The sequence below is a fragment of the Burkholderia sp. MSMB0856 genome (genome assembly GCF_001524645.2).
Lineage (GTDB): Bacteria > Pseudomonadota > Gammaproteobacteria > Burkholderiales > Burkholderiaceae > Burkholderia > Burkholderia diffusa.
Genome location: NZ_CP013427.1, coordinates 416,648 through 436,527 on the forward strand (window position 1 = coordinate 416,648; position 19,880 = coordinate 436,527).

The following is a 19,880-nucleotide window of genomic DNA, read 5'->3' on the forward strand; positions in this document are numbered from 1 at the left end:
ATGGGCGGCAAGGCGCTTGTTCAACATAACGTTTGTATTGATCTGCCGGGGGAGCCGGTGAGTTGCTGGGCCGAGTCGGATATCACGGTGCTGCTGCGCAAGCATCGGGATGTGGTCTTCGAAGTGCATTTGCACAAAGGCAACAACTACACGGTCGAGGCCACTGATGATTGGTTTTACGACACGAAGGCGAAGCGACGAGTAAAGACCGGCAAATTTCAGGATGGAGAACGCTATCACATCTGGGTCGGTCGTGATTTCAAGGGGTTTCTCGTGCTCAAGAAGGACGGAATGGAGCTTCAGCGATATTCGATGCTCCTCTTGAACACCGACAACCATGGCTCCGATCCCAAAACGAAACCGGAGCCAATTACGCTTGTCTACGGCGGACAATCGGGAGCGAGCGGCACGCCGAAAATCGCGAATTTCTGGCAATACCCTTCCGGCTCGTCGAGTGCCACGACCGGCCACGCAACCTATCGTCCCAATTGGCAACTCGGTCTTTCCGGACTTTCGTCAGGTATGGGCACGATCGACGATGAGTACAGCTGCAGAATGTTGTTACCGCTGGCCGCACCCACGGCTCAAGCGGAAACGTCGCAAGTGATGCATATATTCGAAGTCGACGTGAAGACGATACCGCAGAATCTGATCACGGCGCTGGAAACGGGTGGCGCCGACGAGACCGCGATCGATACGGCTCACGTCGCGACTCGTAACTGGATCATCGGTCAAGTCGCCGGCTTTTTTGGATACGTCGGCGATAATTTGCCGTGGATCCGGGAGCTAATGAAGAGCAAATTCAAGTTGATCAAGATTGTTCACCGAAATGCCGGACCAAAGTGGTACGTCGTATTCAAGGGAACTATAGGATCACGAACGGAAATATCCGCCGCCAAGTATAGCGTGAAGAATACGAAGATTCTGGCGATCACCGGAGGCGCCGGGACGGCGAAATCGATGGCGCAGGCGGCGTGGCGCAGTGCCAAGGGCGCGATGACGACCAAGGCTGGCGTAATTACGCTTGTATTGACGATCGTGCTGGACTTTGCAGAGTGGTATCACGATTACAAGCAGGTCGATGCGTCGGGAAAACCTCGAAAGGACTTGTGCGATCTCTTCGCAAAGATTGGGATTGATCTCGTTGTCGCAGGCCTCACGGCCGCTTTGACGTCGTTGGTGGTAGGTGCGATTGCGTCGGCGGCGGCAATCGCTGCGGTTCCGGTGGCGCTTACGGTCGCTGTCGCGATTGGCGTTGCTGTTGCGGTCGGATATATCGTCAATTACGTAGACAAGAAAGTGGAATTTACCAAGTGGGTGGCAATCAAATTGCGTGAGATCGGGGAAAGCTACGAAAAGTACATGCCCAAGGATTACAACCCCTACTCGCCGATGTTTGGAGCCCTGCCATGAGGAATGAGGCCGTCGCTAACGGCGCGGAGAAATCGCTGTCACCGGCCGTCGCCCAGGCTGTCTGGATCGGGGTTCTACTGAACGCGTTGGCGGTTGCACTCGCGTTTACCGCTTACAAATTCGATTACGGCGTTTCCAGCCTTCCTGGCCAAATCAGCGTGGCAATTGCCGTGGCGTGCGTGGCGATGCCGGTGATTTTCTGGCTTGCGTGCCGGCGCACGAACAAATTCATCGTTTATGGATGGCTCAGGCTGATCAGCTTGCTGTCGGCCTATGCGTTGATCGGGATCGCCTTTTACTTTTACTACTTCATTTTCGCCCCGATGCCGGTTCTTGCCCGGATCGCCGGGTTGGTGATCGGTGGCGGGCTCAGCGTCTACTGGCTGGTGTTTTCCTACGTCGCGCTGACGCGCCATATCGAGCAATCGGATTTCGAGGGCAGGGCTTTCGACGTCCTTGACGGTGCGATCGTCTGCCGGAAGGACTTCTTCGAGATTCTTGACGCCACCTACGCCGAACGCAGCCCGTTCGTCAATTGGCATTCCTGGATCGTCATGGCGCTTGCGCCATTCTTTCTGGTACTCAGCCGACTGCTGTCGATGTACTTTGGGACAGGGGGCGTGCTGTTCTTTGTCGCGGCCATCACATTCCCTGCATCGCTCTGGTTGATCGGCGTCATGATCAGGGTCGGGGTGACGATGATCCAGTTGCCGATTACGATGGAACGAAAATACCGGAAGCCGGTGTTGATGGCGCGTGACGCATCGTTCTAGTGGGGATCGGGCCGGTGGCTTCCGTCGGCGCGACGGAACAAACCCGGGCCGTTCACCGACGCCGCAACAGCAAATCAAACCATGTGATACGAACGCGGGTGACAGTCAGCGATGTCGGGGGCTTATGTATGAGCGGTGTTGATCGGCTCCGGCCTGATCACGTGCTGGCGATGGTGCGGAAAGCCGTGCCGCTGTGTACGGCGTTGCCCTTGCTTGGCGCAGGGATATCTTACGCTGCCTATACGGACGAATTGTCGATATCGACCTGGCCGTGGAAGATTGGCGTTCTGGTTGCATTGGGTTGCTGTACGGGACTCCTGCTCGTCTATGTGAGGTATCGCGGTACGAACGAGTTGTTCGCTTATGGGCTTGTCATGTCGCTGGGCACGTTCGCGACGTACTACTTTTTCGGCATATTCGGATACTTCTGCTTCTTCATATTTGCGCCCATGCCCGCCTTGGCGCGTTGGCCGGGATTGATCGTAAGCCGTCAATAAACGACGCCCTACCAATGGTAGGCAGAAGGTCAGATGCTAAGTGTCCGCGTGGACACATGCACTCAGACCGTGATGACAGAGAAACAGGACCTTCGAAGCAGACTGGTGGTTGGCCGCAGACGGGATGGCCGGCGGGAATTTGATGAAGATGCCGTGCGGGAGCTGGTCGAGTTTTGCCTGAGGCCGGGGGTATCGATCGCCCGGGCGGCCATGGACCATGACGTTAATCCGAACCAGTTGCGTCGCTGGATCTCGCGCCATCAGCAGCATACGCTGCAAACCCCGACGAGGCCGGACCCGCTGGTGATCGACGGCGTATCGATCGACATTCCGGGCACTGCACATCGGGTTCCAATGAGTGAAGCGCGAGCATTCGTTCCTGTCGTCACGACTGCGTCGACTGTGCCTGCCGCTTCCCCAGTATTGCCACCAGCCCCGTCGTTGATGGCGCTCTCGTTACATGTGCGCTTGTCCAATGGTGTCGAATTCGATCTCGGCGAGGCGAGTGTCGATGAGCTGGCCACGGTGATCCAGATGCTCGGGAGGCTGCCGTGTTCCGGTTCGACGAAGGGCTGAAGGTCTACCTGCATCGCGATCCCGTCGACTTCCGCATGGGCATCAACGGGCTGTCGATCCTGGTCGAACAGGCGATGCGCCTGAACTCAATGACCTCGGCGCTGTTCGTCTTCGGCAACCGCCGTCGTGATCGAGTCAAGATCCTCGGCTGGGGCGGCAACGGCTTCTGGTTGCTGCTCAAGCGACTCGAAGCCGACCGCTTCGTCTGGCCGAACGGCGGCGACACGATCACGCTCAGCACTGAGCAGTTGCACTGGCTGCTCGACGGCATCGACCTGGCCGTGATCCAGAAGCATCCCCAGCGATATTACGCGCGGATGAGCTGAACACTACGCAGATGGCATGGTCTAATCGGCCATGCCGAATAGCCCCGTCATGTTGAGCGCGGAGGAATACGAAGCGCTGATTGCCGCGAGCGCCGAACGCGACGCGCTGCGCGGTGAGCTTCGACTCGTGACGGCCCAGCGCGATCTGGCCGAAGAGAAGCTGCGGGCCTACAAGCACGAACTGTTCGGTGCCTCTAGCGAGGCGCGCCATGCCGACCAACTCGGCCTGTTCAACGAAGCTGAAGCATTGGCCACCACTACCGATGCGCCCGCGCGCGAGGACGCGCCCGGCACGTCTGTCGCCGCCCACACGCGAGGCAAGCGCGGACGCAAACCACTCGATCCGAACTTGCCGCGCGAGGTCGTGCGGCACGAACTACCCGAGTCTGAACGATTCTGCGCGCATGATGGCCAGGCTCTCGTCGAGATCGGCGTCGAGACGAGCGAACAGCTTGACGTGATTCCCGAGCAGGTCCGCGTCGTTCAGCACCAGCGCGTCAAGTACGCGTGCCCGTGCTGTGATCTCGGCATCAAGGTCACGCCGGCGCCAGCGCGTATCATCCCGCGCGGGTTGCTCACGGAATCCGCGCTGGCGTGGATCATCACTGGCAAGTACCAGTACGGTATGCCACTGTATCGCCAAGCCACGCTGCTGCGTCGCTTCGGCGGCGACATCTCGTCCAACACGCTGGCCGCCAGCGTGGTGCGGGTGGGACTGGCCACGCAGCCGGTGATCAACCTGATGCGCGACGCGCTGCTCGAGTCGGACCTGATCTACGGCGACGAGACAACGTTCCAGGTGCTGAAGGAACCGGGACGAAGGCCGCAGGCGAAGAGTTACCTGTGGGCGCAGGTCAACGGCTCGGGGCCACCAGTACGGATGTTCTCGTACTCGCCGGGGCGCGGCGCCCAGCATGCGCAGAAGCTCTATGCTGGCGTGCAGCCTGGCACCGTGCTGATGACTGACGGGTACGAGCTCTACAACGGAATCGCCCACGATCACCAGCTCGTGCATCTCGGATGCTGGGCACACGTGCGCCGCAGCTTCATCAAGGCCGAGGAGTCGGTGCCGAAGGCGGCACGCTCGCCGGATCTGCTGGCCACGCGCTTCGTCGTGCTGATCGGCAAGCTGTTCGCGGCCGAGGTGCGCAGCGCGAAGTGGAAGTCTGAACGTCGGCAACGACTGCGCGCTCGGTACAGCGCCCGCGTGCTCGCCATCATCGAGCGCATGCTGGTTGAGCATCTGCCGGGCGTCGTGCCGTCGAGTCTGCTCGGCAAGGCATTGCAGTACATGAGCGGACAGTGGCCCAAGCTGGTCCGATACGTCGGTAACGGCAACTGGCCGATCTCGAACAACCTGTGCGAGAACGCGATCCGGCCGTTCGTCGTCGGCCGCAAGGGCTGGCTGTTCTCCGATACTGTCGCTGGCGCGCAGGCCAGCGCCAACCTGTACTCCCTCGTCGAGACGTGCAAGGCGAACGGCGTCGAGCCGTATCGCTATCTGGTCTGGCTGTTCACCAGGTTGCCGCTCGCCGCAACCGCCGACGACTATGCCGCCCTCATGCCATGGAGCATGCCTGCCACTCCCAACCTCTGATGGGCGTCGTTAAAAGACCGCATACGATTGATCGGCGGCATCGTGCTGAACATTTTTTGGGCGGCAATTGCGTACCGAAGCGTGTGTCATACGATCGAGGCAACGTCCTTTGTCGGCAACGTGTTCGACGATCGAGGCGAGTTCGTCGTTTATGACGTCCAGCGTGGAGTGACGGAGTTCGAGCGGCATCACAAGGAACCTTCCGCCATCCCGAAATTCGGCCGACATATCGTGTTCGGGCTGGCGCCGTTTTACCTGATACTAAGTCGCCTGCTTTCGTCGCGTTTCGGGGCAAACGGCGTGCTGCTATTTTTGGCCGCAATGAGCATGCCGCTGGCATTGCTGTTCGTCAGCTTGCTCGTGCGCAACTACGTATTGATGATCGCCTTGCCCAAGCGGATCGAGAACCAGCGTGGCAAGCGTGTGCTGGTGGCCGGATAGGCCGCATTTTCCTGCGGACGAATGTCGCGTGATGTCGAACGCATCATCTGCGACGAGCGAGGTAGGCCACAATCTGTCAGCCCTTGCCGCTAGAAAATCAGATCGCTTCTTGCTCGTGCCGGAATCGGCCGGCGACCCGTGTACACGGGTCGCCATTTCGGTCACTGCCCCACCCTAAACTCGATCCGCCGATTCCTCGCCCGCCCCTCCGCCGTATCGTTCGGCGCAATCGGCTGATCCGGCCCGACGCCCGTCGTCGTCATCTGCTGCGGCGGGATGCTCTTCGTGATCAGATAACCCTTCACCGCATCCGCGCGCGCCTGGCTCAGCGCGATGTTCGACGTCCGGTTCCCCGAGTTGTCGGTGTGGCCGATGATGTCGACCGTGCGGTTCTGCAGCTTCGACAGCGCGGCCGCCATCTGGTCGAGAATCTGCCTGCCTTGCGGTGTCAGCGTCGCGCTACCCGTCTCGAACTCGATCGTGCGGTTCGCGAGCGTCTGGTCGAGCAGCCCCTGCTCGGACGCCGACACGCGCAGCCCGTTCTTGATCGTGTACGTCGGATTCAGCGTGTTCGCCATGTCGCTTGCGAGCTGCTGGCGCTGCGCCTCGTTGTGCACCTCGCCCTTCATCTCGATCTGCGTGCCGTTGATCTTCAACTGGCCCTTGCTGATCTGCTTCAACTGCGCGCCGAGCAGCTTCTGCACGTTCGCGCTCCAGTTCGGCGGCGTCGCGACGTCGCCGACCTCGATCTGGTCGACCACGTTCGTCGCGCCGTAGGTGTCGCGCAGTTTCTGCAGCACGGCGGCCTTGGTCGCCTCGTCGGGCACCTTGCCGCCGACCACCACCTGGCCGGGCGTCGCGTTCGCGGGCGGCGGCGAGATCGTGCCGGCCGTGCCGTGCACCACCGTGCCGGACGCCGTGGCCGGCGCGGCGCCGGGGTTGGCGTTCGCGGGCAGGGCCGCGGTCGCGACCGTGCCGTTGCCGACCGGCGTGACGGTCGCGCCGCCGGTGTTCTGCGCGTGGGCCGCGCCGCTGGCGACGAGGCCGGCGGCGGCGAGGGCGGCAACGAATGCCGAGAGGTGCGTGCGGCGGACGTGAATCGTGCGTTGCATCCCGTCAGCCTCCGATGAACGCTTCGCGGAACGCGTCGATGGCGACGCGCAGCGAGAGTTGCGGTTGGTCGAGGTAGCTGACGAGCTTGCTGATCTGCTGATCGTTTTGCGCATGGGCGTCGATCCATTCGGGATCGTCGATGTCGATGTTGTGGGCGGCGTAGGTCTGCGGGTCGACGACGCTCAGCAGCGTCTTCGACGACGCGCCGTTGAAGCCGATGATCAGCCGTTCGCGCTCGGCGATCGTGCCGATGAAGATCGCAAGCTCGAAGTCGGCCTGCGCGACGAACGGTGCGATCAGTTCGAGCCAGAACGCGGCGACGAGGCTGCGATAGAACGGGTCGACCGGCAGCGGCAGCGTCAGGCCGCGCTCGATGTGCGACGAGCCGCTCTGCATCACGGGCCGCAGCAGCGAGCCGAGCGCGAGCATGGCGCCGCGCAGCCGGACCGGATGGCCGCTTTCGAGCAGCATCTGCTGCAGGCCATACAGCGACTGGTGTTCGATGAAGTCGTTGAAGGTGCCGTCATGCGACGTGCCGGGGCCGCCGACGTCGATCGGCACCTGCGTGTCGCCGAGCGCCTGCAGCGCGCCGGGCGGCTCCTCCTTCGCGAGCAGCGGCGGCATCTGCGCGGCGACGCGCGACCACAGCCGGGCGAATGCGAGCGGGCTGCGCGCGAGGAACGCGAGCGGCCGGTCGACCTCGAGCGCGGTCGCGCCGAGAAACGGGAAGCGGCGCATCGACACGTCGTGGCTCGCGACCATGTGCCCCGCGATCGCGAGCTTGCTGCGCGAGCCGAGGAACGCGAAATGCATCGGCTTCGCATCCTCGTAGACGATCTTCCAGCGCGGATCTTCCGCGAGCAGTTCGAGCGCCTGCGCGATCCAGCGATCGAGCGTCTGCAGCAGCTGCGGATTGTGCGGGCTCTTCACGAAGTCGCCGCGCGACGGAATCTTGCCGAAGTAGGCGATCTGCGCCTGAACGGTTTGCGTCATTGCGCCCCCTGTGCATTCGTTGCGGCGGCGGCCGCGACGGCCGGCGCCGGTGCCGGTGCCGGTGCCGCGGCCGGCGCGCCCGTGCCGGCCTGCGTTGCGTTCTGCGCGGCGCCCGCGCTCGCGTCGGCGACCGACGACGGCAGCTGCAGGCCGCGCAGGCTCTGCTGCTGCGGCTGGTCGCCGCCGCCGCTCGTCGGCTGCGACGTGCTGATGATGCGCATCGTCACCGACACGTTCACGCTGCCCTGGACCCACGTGAGGTCGAAGGTGCCGTCCGGACGGCGCTTGCGCTGCGCCGAGTTGATCAGCTTCTCGAGACCGTAGCGGCCCGGTTCGTTGACGAGCTGCACGGTGCGGCCGTCGAAGGTCGTCGCGGACAGCGTCGCGCCCGGCGAGCCCTGCGGGTTCGGCCACACGAAGTTGGTCCACTGCGGCGGCGTGTTGCGATAGCGCAGTTGCTGGCCGTCGATCGCGATCGTGTATTCCGTCGTGCCCGTGCTCGGCTGCGGCAGGATCTGGAACACGGTCTGCGGTTCGGCCGCTGCGGCCGTGCCGCCTGCGGCGCCGCCGGCGAGCGGGGCGACCCAGCGCGCGAAGCCGTTCGTGAAGTCGGGCGTGAGGCCGATGCCCATGTCGCCCCACGTGCGGGCGGCGAGCGTGTCGCCGCGGCGCACCGCGAGCGGGCCCAGCGTCGTGCCGACGAACTTCGCGATCGCACCGTCCGGACCGAACACCTGCGCGATCTCACCGGCGCCGGCCTCGACCTTCGCGTTCGCCGCGAACGGGTACTTCGTCGCGAGCGAGCTCTGGAACGGCTGGTAGACCTGCGCGTTCCACACCTTGTTGACTTCGGCGCTCGCCGGCTGGATCACCACCGAGAACGCCTGCATCAGCGGGCGCACCAGCAGCGGACGCAGCGACTTGCGTTGCGAGTCGGTCAGGCCGGTCAGCATCTGCTCGTCGACGAACTTCAGCGAATCGGCCAGTTCCGAACCGTTGCCGTCGAGCGTCTGCTGCATCAGCTGACGCGCGCCGGGGCCGGGGTCACCCTGGTTCTTGATCACGTTGAAGCGCGTGCGGACCTTCGACAGCGAGTCCATGTAGCCCTTGAGCATCGACGTGCCGTCGTGCGTCGCGACGATCCGCGCGAGCCCGATGAACTCCTGGCCGATCGGACCCATCGGCACCTCGGCCGGGTTGCCGTTGATGTCGATGTTCGCGGCCGCCATCTGGCCGGCCTGCGAGCGCGTGAACAGTTGCTTGACCCAGTTCACGACGCCGGTCTGCGCCTTCTTGATCGCGACGTTCGCCAGCGACGGGTTGTCCCACGACGTCTGGTCGTACGCGGTCTCGAGGATCTTGCGGATCGGCGAATCCTGCGGGTCGCCGAGGCGGTTCATCCCGTCGACGGCCTGGCCGAAGCTGCTGAAGCCCTGCACCGCGATGCCCTGCATGAACTTCTGCCAGTGCTGCGCGTATTCGGTCTTGTACATCCCGACGAGCGTCTTCTGGATCTGCTCGGGGCTGCCTTCCAGCGTCAGGTCGTCCTGCGTCGACGTGTTCAGCACCCAGTCCTTCGCCTGCAGTTCCTTGGTCGCCGCGTCGCGGATCGCCGGCTGCACGTAGTCGAACCACGCCTCGCGCGTGAACGTGCCCGGAATCGCATAGCTGCCGGCGACCAGCCCCTGGTTGCCGTCGCCGACGATGCGCGCGATGGTCATCGGCGCGAAGCGGGTCGACGCGCGCGCCTTGATTTCCTCATAGACGCGCTGGCGGGCCGGCATGCCGCGCACGACGCGGCGCAGGTTCTCGCGGGTCTGGTCGACGAGCGCGAGGTTCGCGTCGATCATCGGCCAGTCGTCGTCGTTCACGCGCGCGAGGTAGAACGAGATCATGCGCTCGGCGCTCTTGATCATCTCGTCGCGCGGCATGTTGCCGCGATTCGTCTCGAGCCAGCCGCGCCAGAAGCGGGCGAGCTGGTCGGTCAGGTGCGCCTGTTCGACGTGACGCTTGTCGGACAGCATCAGGTAGGTCTTCAGCGCGTTGTACGCGTCCTGCACGTTGGTCGGCGACGCGTCGCTGTACAGCCCGCCCTGCGGTGCCGCCGCCTGTTGCGGCGCGGCGGCCGTCGCGGCGGATGCGCCCTGCGCGGCGCCGGCGAGCGGCGTGGCGCCCGGCGGGTTCGTCGACACGGGAATCGCGCCGCCCTGCACGGCGCCCGATTCGGGCGGGCGCGTCATCGGCACGAGCTGTTCGGGGTGCGCGTTCACGTCCTTCATGAACGACGCGAGGTTCTGCGAGACCGGCGCCAGCAGGATCTGGCGCACACCGTTGTAGTACTCGGTCAGCAGGTGCTGTTCGAGACGGTCGCCCTGGTACAGGCCGAGCGACACCGACACCGGCTTGTCGCGGCGGAACTGTTCGAGCTGTTCGATCCGGTCTTCCAGGATGTCCATCGCCTGCAGACGCGACTGCAGGTCGTTGCGGCCCTGTTGCAGGCGCGTGACGTTGTCGAGGTCGGCCTGCACGTTCGCGACGAGCTGCTGGTTGCCGATCGTCGACCAGGTCCACCCGCCGAGCGCGAGCGCGAGCGCCGCGACGAAGCCGAAGAAGGTCGCGTAGCGCAGGCGGGTCTTGGTCGGGCTCGCGAACTGGCGCACGGTCTGGCGGTCCGCGAAGATCACCTTCGAGAACAGGTCGCGCAGGAAGAAGCCGTTCTTCGAAAACGCGCTGTGCGGCTTCGGCAGCGCGCTCGCGTCGAGGCCGAAGCGGTGCGCGATGCGCTGCGCGGCGGCGCTGTTGGTTTCGCCTTCCTGCAGCGCGCTGGTGAAGTAGAAGCCGCGGAAGATCGGCTTGTACTGGAACGGGTTGTTCTCGAACAGCGTCGCGAGGAACGCGCGCAGCGCCGGCTTGATCGTCGAGAATTCGAGCGGGAAGCTCAACTGGCCCGGCGACAGCTGGTTGCCGCGCGACAGCGACAGCTGCGCGACGCTGATTTCCTTCAGCCCTTCGTAGAGTTCCTCGAAGTGCGTATCGAACTGCGCGACGACGTCGCGCTTGTCGTCAGGCTCGTAGGGCAGGGTGGCGCCCCACACGCGGTCGTATTCGTGCTTGTCGCTGCTGCTGAAGAATTCGGTGAAGCCGGTGATCAGGTCGGCCTTCGTGAACATCACATAGACCGGCGCGAACACCTCGAGCTTTTCCGTCAGCTCCTGAACGCGCTGGCGGAGGTTTTTCGCGAGGTTGATCGCGAATTCGGGGCGGTTGCCGGTCAGTTCGGCGATGCTCGCGGTAACGATGATGCCGTTGATCGGCGCCTTTGGGCGATAGCGCTTCAGCAGGCCAAGGAAGCCGAGCCACTCGCTGCGGTCTTCCTCGTGCACCGAGTAGCGGCCGGCCGTGTCGAGCAGGATCCCTTCGGTCGTGAAGAACCAGTCGCAGTTACGCGTGCCGCCGATGCCGTGGATCACGGCGCTGTTCTTGTCCGCGAACGGAAACTGCAGGCCGGAGTTCAGCACCGCGCTGCTCTTGCCGGCGGCCGGGTTGCCGATGACGATGTACCACGGCAGCTCGTACAGCGCGGAGCCGCCCGACACCTGGCCGATCTTCGACGTCTTGATCGTCTTGACCGCGTCGGAGAGGCGCGTGCGCAGCACGTCGAGGTCGGCCGTCTTCGTGTCGGGTGCGAGCGCGGCCGCGGCCGGCGCGGCGATCTTGCCGCTTTCCGCCTGCTCTTCCAGCACCTGGCCGAGCTGCTGGTTCGCGCGCTTCACGCGCCAGCGGCGCACCAGCGCGACGCCGAGCCACAGCACGAGGATCGCCGCGAAGGCGATCGCCGCCCACAGGAGCGGCAGCTGCAGCATGTCGGCGACGATGAAGAGAATCGCCGCTAGCGCGATGATCCCGACAATCGAGAGCGTACGCGGATGAGTCAGCACGTTGAGGATGCGTTGCATAGGACGTTCAGGTTCCGGTGCGATTCGGTGAGGCGACGCAGGCGCGCCGAGCGGCAAGCGTGGCGCCGCGGTGTGTCGCCATGCTGTCAAACGGGATGAAGGGGGCTGGCATCAATGCGCCCGCGGCATCGGAGAAGGCGCGCGCAATAATGAAAGGACGCTGTGAGAATTAAAACGGAAGCGGCGATCGGAAAAAATCGTGCAACGGAATGCCCGATCGATTGCGCCGCTCAAATCGTTTCCTGCCGGATGATTAAAAAGCCCCATGCCGCCCTCATTATTTCTTGTCCGGCAGCCCTGACTAGCTGCCGCGTCCCAGTTTAAAACCGGGTTTATGGTATTCCACGTGCCCGAGATCCATCATTTTCCATCGGCCCCCCCAGGTCAGGCCGACCTGCTCGGCAACCTGTCCGTACAACTGGTAGCCGCGCATCGCCCAGGGATCTTTCTCGGAAATGACCAGCTTGCCGTCGCGCAGAAACGCGTTGTCGGCCGCGAGCCCGAATTGGTGATAACTCTGGAAGGCCGCCGCATTGGTCACGTTGGTGCCCATCTGCGCGAGCCGATTCTGTCGTTCCGGGCTCCGATAACCTTCCAGCAGCGCCATCTCGTAACCATATTGTTCGTGCATGATCTTGTAGACCAGCAACAAACGCGTACGGAAATCGGGATCCAGCAGGTTCCAGTCGCGGCTCGCATCCTTCAGTGCCGGCCGCACCTGTTCGACTTCCTTCGTGGCAAAGACTTCCGGCGGCAACGGCGGGGGCGGCACGAGTTGTTCGCCCTGCAGCAGCGCGGCGATCTTTTCGTCGGGCACGCGCGCCGTGTCGTCGTACTGAAACAATTGCCGACCGCGTAACGCAATGGCCACCAATGGCGGCGTCGCAAGAATACCTGCCGACACCATAATCATCAAGCGCCGCCGAATCAGTAAATTTTGCACATCGCTTAATGCGCCGCGCGTAACGGTTGCCGATTTAACAATTTGACTTCGCGTGCGTGCGGCGCGAGCGTTCGCACGCCGTGTCAGGCGGCCGTGAAACTGGGCGACGGATTCGAAAACCGCCGTGCGGATACCCGGTAAAAGCAACAGTGCCGCGACCGCGACGGCAAGGGCGAAATAGGCGACGAGTGCGACGGCAATCAACGAAATCCCCGGAAATTGGAATTGATTGTGTTTTGCAATGCTTGCTCTTAGAATCAGGCTGCTTTGAGAGGCCGGGCTATATTATCGCGGTGAATTAAACCAGGATTCAATGAGACGCTGAATGAGTGCGCCGGAAAATTCAAATTCGAAAACCCCGCCGAGCCTGCTGTCCGATACCAAACCGGCAGGCGAGGGCGGACCGCAGCAGTCGCGCATTCTCGCGAATCTGGAAGGACGTGTCACGCCGCCGGCCGAAGCGCCGCGCCGTTCGCTGAAAGGGCCGATCGCGGCCGTCGTCGCGCTTGTGGTCGCCGTCGGCGGCTGGGGGGCATGGCGCTGGCAGCAGCAATCCGGCGAGCAGGCCGTCGTGGCCGCCGCGCCCGCACAGGCAGCGGCGAAGGCCGAGGCAGCCAGCGGCGGCGCCGTGCAGGTCGCGCAGAATGCCGCGTCGGCCGCTCCCGCCGCGCAACCGGCCACGATCGTCAATGACGATGCGGCGTCCCAGACCGTTGCGTCCGCATCGGGCGCATCGGGCGCGGACAACAGCCGCTTGTCGCGCGCGCTCGCGAACGGCGCCGACGATGCCTCGGGCGCGGCCACGGCAGGCGCCGTCGCCGCGACGGCCGCCGCCGCGGCTGCGACGACGAAATCGGCGAAGGCCGACGCCGCGCAGAGCGGCAAGGTCGCCGCACGCGGCAAGGCCGATGCGAAGGCAGACGCGAAGGCGGAGGCCCGCAAGCACCACAAGGAACAGCAGGCGGAGCTCGCGCAGGCGAAGAAGCGTCATGACGCGACGCCCCGTACCGCGAGCGCGAAGGCAGCCGGGAAGGACGACCCGGATGCGGACCTGCTCGCCGCGCTCGTCGCACGCACGAAGCCGGCCGACAAGAAGGTCGCCGCGCAGAAGGGGCAGGTCGTGCCGACCAAGACGGCCGCCACGACGGGCGGTTCGCTCGCGGCGCGCGTGAAGGAGTGCTCGGAGCGGGGCTTCTTCGAGGATCAGCTGTGCCGCTGGCGCGTCTGCGACGGCCACTGGGGCAAGGATTCGGCCTGCCCGACCGCCGCGCAGTCGGAGACGCGGCAGTAACCACGCGTCACGCCGGCCTGCTCGTCGCACATGCGCCGCCCAATGGGCGGCGCGTTGTTTTTGGGGCCGCCGGAAACCCGACACCGGACGTCCGTATGTGGCACCGTCACGAAAATGTCGCATGCGTCGGGCATACGTTTCCTTTCAATTTCCCGGCGTGGCGCCGCAATGCGCGATGCGCGGCGCGGTGCGCGCCGCACCACCTTCGACACGATGGACCTGATCGTACAGACTTACGGCGCCGATACGTCCGGCATGGTGTGCGGATTCCGCTTCGTCCCGGGCGGGTCGGGTGCGATGCTCGACGCCGACGCGGCCGCTGGATGGCTGCGCACGTGCCGCGAGCGCGATGCGGCCGCCTCGGACGATTTCGTCTGGCTGCACTTCAATCTCGCGCACGGCGCGAGCGAGCGCTGGATGCGCACGCACCTCGGATTGCCCGACAGCTTCTTCGAATTCCTTCACGAAGGATCGCGCTCGACGCGCATCGAGCAGGAGGACGGCGCGCTGCGCGCGATCGTCAACGACGTGATGTTCAACCTCGAGCTGACGCCGTCGGAAATCGCGACGCTGTTCGTCCACGTCGAGCGGCGCATCATGGTCACCGCGCGGCTCAAGCCGCTGCGCTCGGTCGACACGCTGCGCGCCTGCGTGCGCGACGGCGAGCGGTTCCGCTCGCCGGCCGAACTGCTCATGCACCTGCTGCGCGACCAGGCCGACCTGCTGATCCAGATCATGCGGCGCACGAGCATCGACGTCGACCGCATCGAGGATCGCTTCCTGTCGCAACGGCTCACGTCGAATCGCGTCGAACTCGGCGCGATGCGTCGGACGCTCACGCGGCTGCAGCGCATGCTCGCGCCCGAGCCGGGGTCGATCTTCCGGCTGCTCGCGAAGCCGCCCGCGTGGCTGCATGCCGAAGACGTGCAGGAGCTGCGCGAGTCGACCGAGGAGTTCTCGCTGGTGCTCGCCGATCTGTCGGGGCTCAACGAGCGGATCAAGCTGTTGCAGGAAGAGATCGGTTCGCGGCTCGACGAGCAGAACAACCGGACGCTGTTCACGCTGACGCTGGTGACGGTGATCGCGCTGCCGATCAACATCGTCGCGGGCTTTTTCGGGATGAACGTCGGCGGCGTGCCGTTCTCCGAGAACAAGCACGGGTTCTGGCTGATGGTGCTGCTGGTCGCGGGCTTTACCGCGCTGGCCGCGTGGTGGGCGTTTCGCCGGCGCAACGATCGCTAGCGGCGGTTAAAAAAACAGGCCCCGCATCCGGGGCCTGCCGAAGGACGTGAAAGATTGAACGCCGGCCGGCGCCGCAGGCTGCGCGGCACCGGCCGGCCGGACCACGACGTTACTGAACCAGCGTCTTGCGCGGCTTGAACATGCCCTGGTAGCGCAGCGACGGACGTTCCTTCACCGTCGGCGCGATGCCGTCGAAGCTCGGCGTCTGGCGCAGCTTCATCGCGGCCGGCGAAGCGACCGAGCCGATCGACGTCGAACGCGAAGCCGGCGCGAGGTTGTTCGCGACCAGCAGCGCGGCCTCGCTCTTCAGGTTCGCGAGCAGCACCGGATCGGTCGAGCCGTTGACCTGCGTGAGCAGGCCGCTCCATGCGGCGTCGCTGTAGTTCACGACGTAGTAGTCGAGACCGCTCGGATCCGCGACCACGCCCGTGCAGCCGTCGATCCGCGTTTGCGTCTGCGTATCCTTCAGCGCGAGCGTCGTGTGTTTCGCGAGACCCTGGCCGTACGCGAGCGTGATCGGTACCGTCCATTGCAGGCCCGGATACGCGTTCTTGTTCGGGAACGGCTGCTGTTTCAGCGTGACGATCGTCTGGTTCTTCGTCATGTCGCACTGCGTATCGAGCGAGATCAGCGGCACGCCCGTCTGGCGCACGTAGCTGTCGCCGATCGGGCCGACCGACTGGCCGCTCTCTTTCGAGAGTGCATCCCACAGGCGCTTCGGCGTGCCGTTGCCGAACGAGTAGTCGACCAGGTACTGTTGCAGACCCTTGCGCAGCGTCTGTTCGCCGAGATAGTTCTCGAGCGTCTTCAGCACGTGGCCGCCCTTGTCGTACGTGAACGCGCTCGCGCTCAGCACGAAGTCGTTCGACGCCCAGCCGTTGAAGTTCGGCGCGACCGGGAACGCGTTCGGGCCGATGTCGCGATTGATCACGCGATACTTGTTCTTCACCTGGTCGAGCCAGCTGAACTCGTCGGGGAAGAACTGGATCGTCGTCTTCGTCTCGAAGAACGTCGCGAACGATTCGTTGAGCCAGACGTTGTCCCACCAGTCGGTCGTGACGAGGTCGCCGAACCACTGGTGCGCGACTTCGTGCGTCAGCACCTCGTTACCGTAGTGCGACATCGGCTGGCCCGGTTGCGGCAGGATGTCGTCGGCGAACTCGAGGATCGACCCCCAGTTCTCCATCCCGCCGAAGTTCAGGTCCTTCTGCTCCTTGAACGCGTCGTTCGCGGCGACCGTGTCGAACTTCGTCAGCGGCAGCGGGATGCCCGTGTAGCGGTAGTAGAAGTCGAGCGCCTGCTTGGTGCGGTCCATCGCCGGCTTCGCCCAGTCGCTCATGCCCGGCGGCGTGAACACGCGCAGGTGCAGGCCGCCCTTGCCGCCCGGCAGCGGGCTCGAGAAATCGTCCTCGTAGGTGTCGAACATGCCGCCGCCGAAGAACAGCAGGTACGACGGCATCGGCGGCGTCTTCTCGAATTGCACGAGCTTGTAGCCACCGCCGACGTTGGTCGACGGCTTCTCGGCCGCGTTCGACACGACGCGCCAGTTTTGCGGCACTTCGGCCGTCACTTCATAAGTCGGCCGGAATGCCGGCTCGTCCCAGCCCGGGAACCACTGGCGCGACAGGTTGGTTTCGCCCTGCGTGAGGATCGCGCCGCTCGTCGTGCCGTCGGTGCTCTTCAGGTCGACACGGAACACGCCTTCCGCGGCCGAGCAGCCCGGATACGGATCGTCGCCGCAGCTGCCGCCCGTCTGCGTGGCCGGATCGTCGTACGACTTGAAGTTGATGATGCCCGACCACTCCATGTGCAGCGAATAGTTGCCCGGCGAGATCGTGCCCGCGACGGGGCGCAGCTGGTAGAAGTCGCCCTTGTCCTGCGGCGTCGCGATCAGCTGGATGTTGCCCGGCTGCAGCGTGATGCGGCCGTTCGTGAACTTGATCCGGTGACCGGCGATCACGATGTTGTTGACCGGCTTCAGCACCTTGATCTCGACATCGGCGCGCCCGTCGAACGCGTTCAGCGCTTCGTTCGGGCGGAACCACAGCCGGTAGTTGACGGGTACCACGGTGTCCGGCAGCTCGACAGGCGACACGCTCTTGTCGACGTTGGACGCGCTCGGCGGCGTGTTGGCCGCGGGCGACGAGCTCGAGTGCGGCGCGCCGGCGGAGCTGAGCGCGGAAGCCGAGCCGACGCCGCTGTCGTCGCCGCCGCACCCGGCGAGCGCGAGCGCGGCGACCAGCGGCAGGTAACGCATCTTGTGAATGTTGATCGACATGACTGAAACCTCGATTGTTGAAAGAATCGTTCAGTGCTGCGAAAACGCCGGCAAAAGAAATCCCTCGCCGTTAATCAACGGCGACGAGAAATTCCAATGACGGATTATTCGAAAAGACGGCGGCCGACTACGTGAAGGTAATCATGGTTTACTGCCCCCTCTGTGTTTCCGGATGTCGGTTAACTTGCCGGTTCAAAATGGCCGGGCGCGTGTTGTACTGAATTGATTTCGCGCGCACGACACGGGGCCGCCCGCCCTGCGCGGGGCGTGCATTCCCTTTGAACCGACAGCCCACGGGGCTGGCCGTGCCAGGTCGCAGGACGGAAGGACGGCGTGTCGCCGTTCCGTAAAATCGCCGTCATGCGGCTTGAAGGTTTGTCGGCCTGCTCGAAGGATGCGTAAATATACTTGATGGTTTTGGGTAAAGGAAACGAAAAAATTAGAAAGTGCTTCGATTGAATTTTTTGCGCGCCATTGAATGCTGGGAGGCATTAATTCGCTCTCCGTTCGACTGCTTGTTTCCGTAGTTTTAATCTATTAACGATCTCGGCGGTGCGCGGAAACTACGAATCCGGGTGGAGCGTGGCGCGCTCGGTACAATGCAGCGACGATCCGTCAATCGATTGCCGCAAGGAGGCCTGCCCATGCCACGAGCCGTGTTCCGTATCGCGCCGCTGCGCGCCATGCTGCTGCTGTTCGCCGCCGTCTTCGTGCTCGGCGGTTGCGCGGGTTTGACGCGCGAGCCGGTGAGCGTGACCGTCGCCGGGCTCGATCCGCTGGTCGGACAGGGCCTCGAGATGCGCTTCAGCCTGAAATTGCGCGTGCAGAACCCGAATGACACGCCGATCGAATACGACGGCATTTCGGTCGCGCTCGAAGTGAACGGCACGCCGTTCGCGAGCGGCGTCAGCGATCGCTCGGGCGTCGTGCCGCGCTTCGGCGAGGCCGTGATCGATGTGCCGGTTTCGGTGTCGGCGTTCGCCGCCGCGCGCCAGGCGTGGAACCTGCCCGGCGCGGCGGCCAACGGCGAGTTGCCGTACGCGCTGCGCGGCCGGCTCGCGGGCGGCGTGCTCGGCACCGTGCGCTTCAGCGATGCGGGCACGTTGCGCATGCCGGCGATGCCGGGGTGGGGCGGGTAGGCTGCCGGCGCGATGCCAGGGCGGTCACCCGTGCTTTGCCGCGCGGGCAAAGCGCGGTATGGTGTGGTCCGCGCGGCGCGCTCCTGTAGCGCCGCCTGTCTGAAGCCAACCGTAGCCGAGCTCGCGTGACCGATTTCCCCGTTTTCCACTGGACCGACGCCGACGGCGCCGAACATGCCGTGCGCTGGCGCTCCGAAGCCGGCGTTCAGCCGCCCAGGCGCGCCGTACCCGCCGACGACCGCCTCACCGCCGACGCCGCGTACCGCCTCGCGTGCGAGGGCACGGCGCTCGTCTGGCAGGGCGACTTCCAGAACGCGCGCCAGCTCGTGCAGGCGATGGCGCGCCGCGTCGAACGCAAGCCGAAGAAGGCGAAGGCCGCGGTGGGCGTCGAAGCATTCAACCTGCACCGCCTCGCGCAATCGCAGCGCGCCCGCACGCTCGGGATGCTGCTGATCCCGCTCGACGCCGACTACACGATCCCGCTGCGCCGCGCGCCCGACGTGCGTGCCGCGTGCGAGGAAGCATACGGCCCCGGCGGCGCGCCGTCGGTCGTGTCGCTGCGCGAGCTGCTCGGCCTCGTCGGCGCGCACGAATGGCGCAAGAAGGGCGTGCCGATTCCGGCGCTCGGCGGCGCGCCGATCCATCCGCATTACGGTGTGTTTTCGCCGGTGCGCGGCGAATACGTCGAACTCGTCGCGCGCACGCCGCTGCCCGCGACGTCGCTCGCGTTCGACATCGGCACGGGCACCGGCGTGCTCGCGGCCGTGCTCGCGTCGCGTGGCGTCGAGCGCATCGTCGCGACGGATCAGGATCCGCGCGCGCTCGCGTGCGCCCGCGAGAACGTCGCGCGGCTCGGTCATGCCGAGCGCGTCGAGGTCGTCGAAGCCGACCTGTTTCCGGCCGGCCGCGCGCCGCTCGTCGTCTGCAATCCGCCGTGGGTGCCGGCCCGTCCGAGCGCGCCGATCGAATATGCGGTCTACGATCCCGATAGCCGCATGCTGCGCGGTTTCCTCGCGGGGCTCGCCGACCATCTCGAACCGGGCGGCGAAGGCTGGCTGATCCTGTCCGATTTTGCCGAGCATCTCGGCCTGCGGCCGCGCGACACGCTGCTGCAATGGATCGACGAAGCCGGTCTCGTCGTGCTCGGCCGCGAAGACATCCGCCCCGCGCACCCCAAGTCCACCGACGCGGACGACCCGCTGCACGCGGCACGCCGCGCCGAGGTTACGTCGCTCTGGCGGCTCGGCGCGCGGGCCTGATCGCGTATTTTCGGTAAACTGTCGCCATTCCTCACGAATTCCC

At 64.7% G+C, this 19,880-nt stretch carries 16 protein-coding genes; 11 read left to right on the forward strand and 5 right to left on the reverse strand.

Annotation, left to right across the window (positions count from 1 at the left end):
* Genes WS87_RS02990 through WS87_RS03020 form a run of 7 tightly spaced genes read left to right on the forward strand, consistent with a single transcriptional unit; the run spans position 1 to position 5,623 of the window.
* On the forward strand, positions 1 to 1,413 hold the full coding sequence (locus tag WS87_RS02990; RefSeq protein ID WP_059820909.1) for a hypothetical protein: 1,413 nt from the start codon (positions 1 to 3) through the stop codon (positions 1,411 to 1,413).
* On the forward strand, positions 1,410 to 2,186 hold the full coding sequence (locus WS87_RS02995) for a hypothetical protein (protein ID WP_059820910.1): 777 nt from the start codon (positions 1,410 to 1,412) through the stop codon (positions 2,184 to 2,186). The genes WS87_RS02990 and WS87_RS02995 overlap by 4 nt, the downstream gene beginning before the upstream one ends.
* Positions 2,187 to 2,200: 14 nt before the next feature.
* Positions 2,201 to 2,683, forward strand: coding sequence for a hypothetical protein (locus WS87_RS03000; RefSeq protein WP_159085631.1), 483 nt, complete (start codon positions 2,201 to 2,203; stop codon positions 2,681 to 2,683).
* Between the two features lie 33 nt (positions 2,684 to 2,716).
* Positions 2,717 to 3,259, forward strand: coding sequence for a transposase (locus WS87_RS03005; RefSeq protein WP_059531437.1), 543 nt, complete (start codon positions 2,717 to 2,719; stop codon positions 3,257 to 3,259).
* Positions 3,235 to 3,585, forward strand: a complete 351-nt coding sequence (tnpB, locus tag WS87_RS03010) for an IS66 family insertion sequence element accessory protein TnpB (protein ID WP_059531434.1) — start codon at positions 3,235 to 3,237, stop codon at positions 3,583 to 3,585. The genes WS87_RS03005 and tnpB overlap by 25 nt, the downstream gene beginning before the upstream one ends.
* A 31-nt stretch (positions 3,586 to 3,616) precedes the next feature.
* On the forward strand, positions 3,617 to 5,182 hold the full coding sequence (tnpC, locus tag WS87_RS03015) for an IS66 family transposase (RefSeq protein ID WP_059820731.1): 1,566 nt from the start codon (positions 3,617 to 3,619) through the stop codon (positions 5,180 to 5,182).
* A gap of 27 nt (positions 5,183 to 5,209) precedes the next feature.
* The gene (locus WS87_RS03020) at positions 5,210 to 5,623 is read left to right on the forward strand and encodes a hypothetical protein (protein WP_059820586.1); all 414 of its coding nucleotides are present in this window, start codon (positions 5,210 to 5,212) and stop codon (positions 5,621 to 5,623) included.
* Between the two features lie 161 nt (positions 5,624 to 5,784).
* Here WS87_RS03020 and WS87_RS03025 read toward each other — a convergent pair whose 3' ends face one another.
* From WS87_RS03025 to WS87_RS03040, 4 genes are all read right to left on the reverse strand, one after another.
* Positions 5,785 to 6,735: an OmpA family protein gene (locus WS87_RS03025; protein WP_059820585.1), complete on the reverse strand. Its 951-nt coding sequence runs from the start codon at positions 6,733 to 6,735 to the stop codon at positions 5,785 to 5,787.
* A 4-nt stretch (positions 6,736 to 6,739) separates the two neighbouring features.
* Positions 6,740 to 7,729 (reverse strand): type VI secretion system-associated protein TagF, encoded by a 990-nt coding sequence (gene tagF, locus WS87_RS03030; protein WP_059607872.1) that lies wholly within the window; start codon positions 7,727 to 7,729, stop codon positions 6,740 to 6,742.
* Positions 7,726 to 11,685 (reverse strand): type VI secretion system membrane subunit TssM, encoded by a 3,960-nt coding sequence (gene tssM / locus WS87_RS03035; RefSeq protein ID WP_059820584.1) that lies wholly within the window; start codon positions 11,683 to 11,685, stop codon positions 7,726 to 7,728. The genes tagF and tssM overlap by 4 nt, the downstream gene beginning before the upstream one ends.
* A 301-nt stretch (positions 11,686 to 11,986) precedes the next feature.
* Positions 11,987 to 12,832, reverse strand: coding sequence for a M15 family metallopeptidase (locus WS87_RS03040; RefSeq protein WP_059532780.1), 846 nt, complete (start codon positions 12,830 to 12,832; stop codon positions 11,987 to 11,989).
* A gap of 121 nt (positions 12,833 to 12,953) precedes the next feature.
* Between WS87_RS03040 and WS87_RS03045 the strand changes: the two genes are divergently transcribed.
* Both WS87_RS03045 and WS87_RS03050 read left to right on the forward strand, forming a co-directional pair.
* On the forward strand, positions 12,954 to 13,919 hold the full coding sequence (locus WS87_RS03045; RefSeq protein ID WP_059820583.1) for a hypothetical protein: 966 nt from the start codon (positions 12,954 to 12,956) through the stop codon (positions 13,917 to 13,919).
* A 213-nt stretch (positions 13,920 to 14,132) separates the two neighbouring features.
* Positions 14,133 to 15,161 (forward strand): transporter, encoded by a 1,029-nt coding sequence (locus WS87_RS03050; RefSeq protein ID WP_059820589.1) that lies wholly within the window; start codon positions 14,133 to 14,135, stop codon positions 15,159 to 15,161.
* Between the two features lie 109 nt (positions 15,162 to 15,270).
* Here the strand turns inward: WS87_RS03050 and WS87_RS03055 are convergent, their stop codons facing one another.
* Positions 15,271 to 17,439, reverse strand: a complete 2,169-nt coding sequence (locus WS87_RS03055; RefSeq protein WP_059820582.1) for a M1 family metallopeptidase — start codon at positions 17,437 to 17,439, stop codon at positions 15,271 to 15,273.
* Between the two features lie 644 nt (positions 17,440 to 18,083).
* On the opposite strand from WS87_RS03055, the gene WS87_RS03065 reads away from it, so the two are divergent.
* Together WS87_RS03065 and WS87_RS03070 are read left to right on the forward strand one after the other, a co-directional pair.
* Positions 18,084 to 18,578 (forward strand): LEA type 2 family protein, encoded by a 495-nt coding sequence (locus WS87_RS03065; protein ID WP_059820581.1) that lies wholly within the window; start codon positions 18,084 to 18,086, stop codon positions 18,576 to 18,578.
* Between the two features lie 125 nt (positions 18,579 to 18,703).
* Positions 18,704 to 19,837 (forward strand): methyltransferase, encoded by a 1,134-nt coding sequence (locus tag WS87_RS03070; RefSeq protein ID WP_059820580.1) that lies wholly within the window; start codon positions 18,704 to 18,706, stop codon positions 19,835 to 19,837.
* Positions 19,838 to 19,880 lie beyond the last annotated feature (43 nt).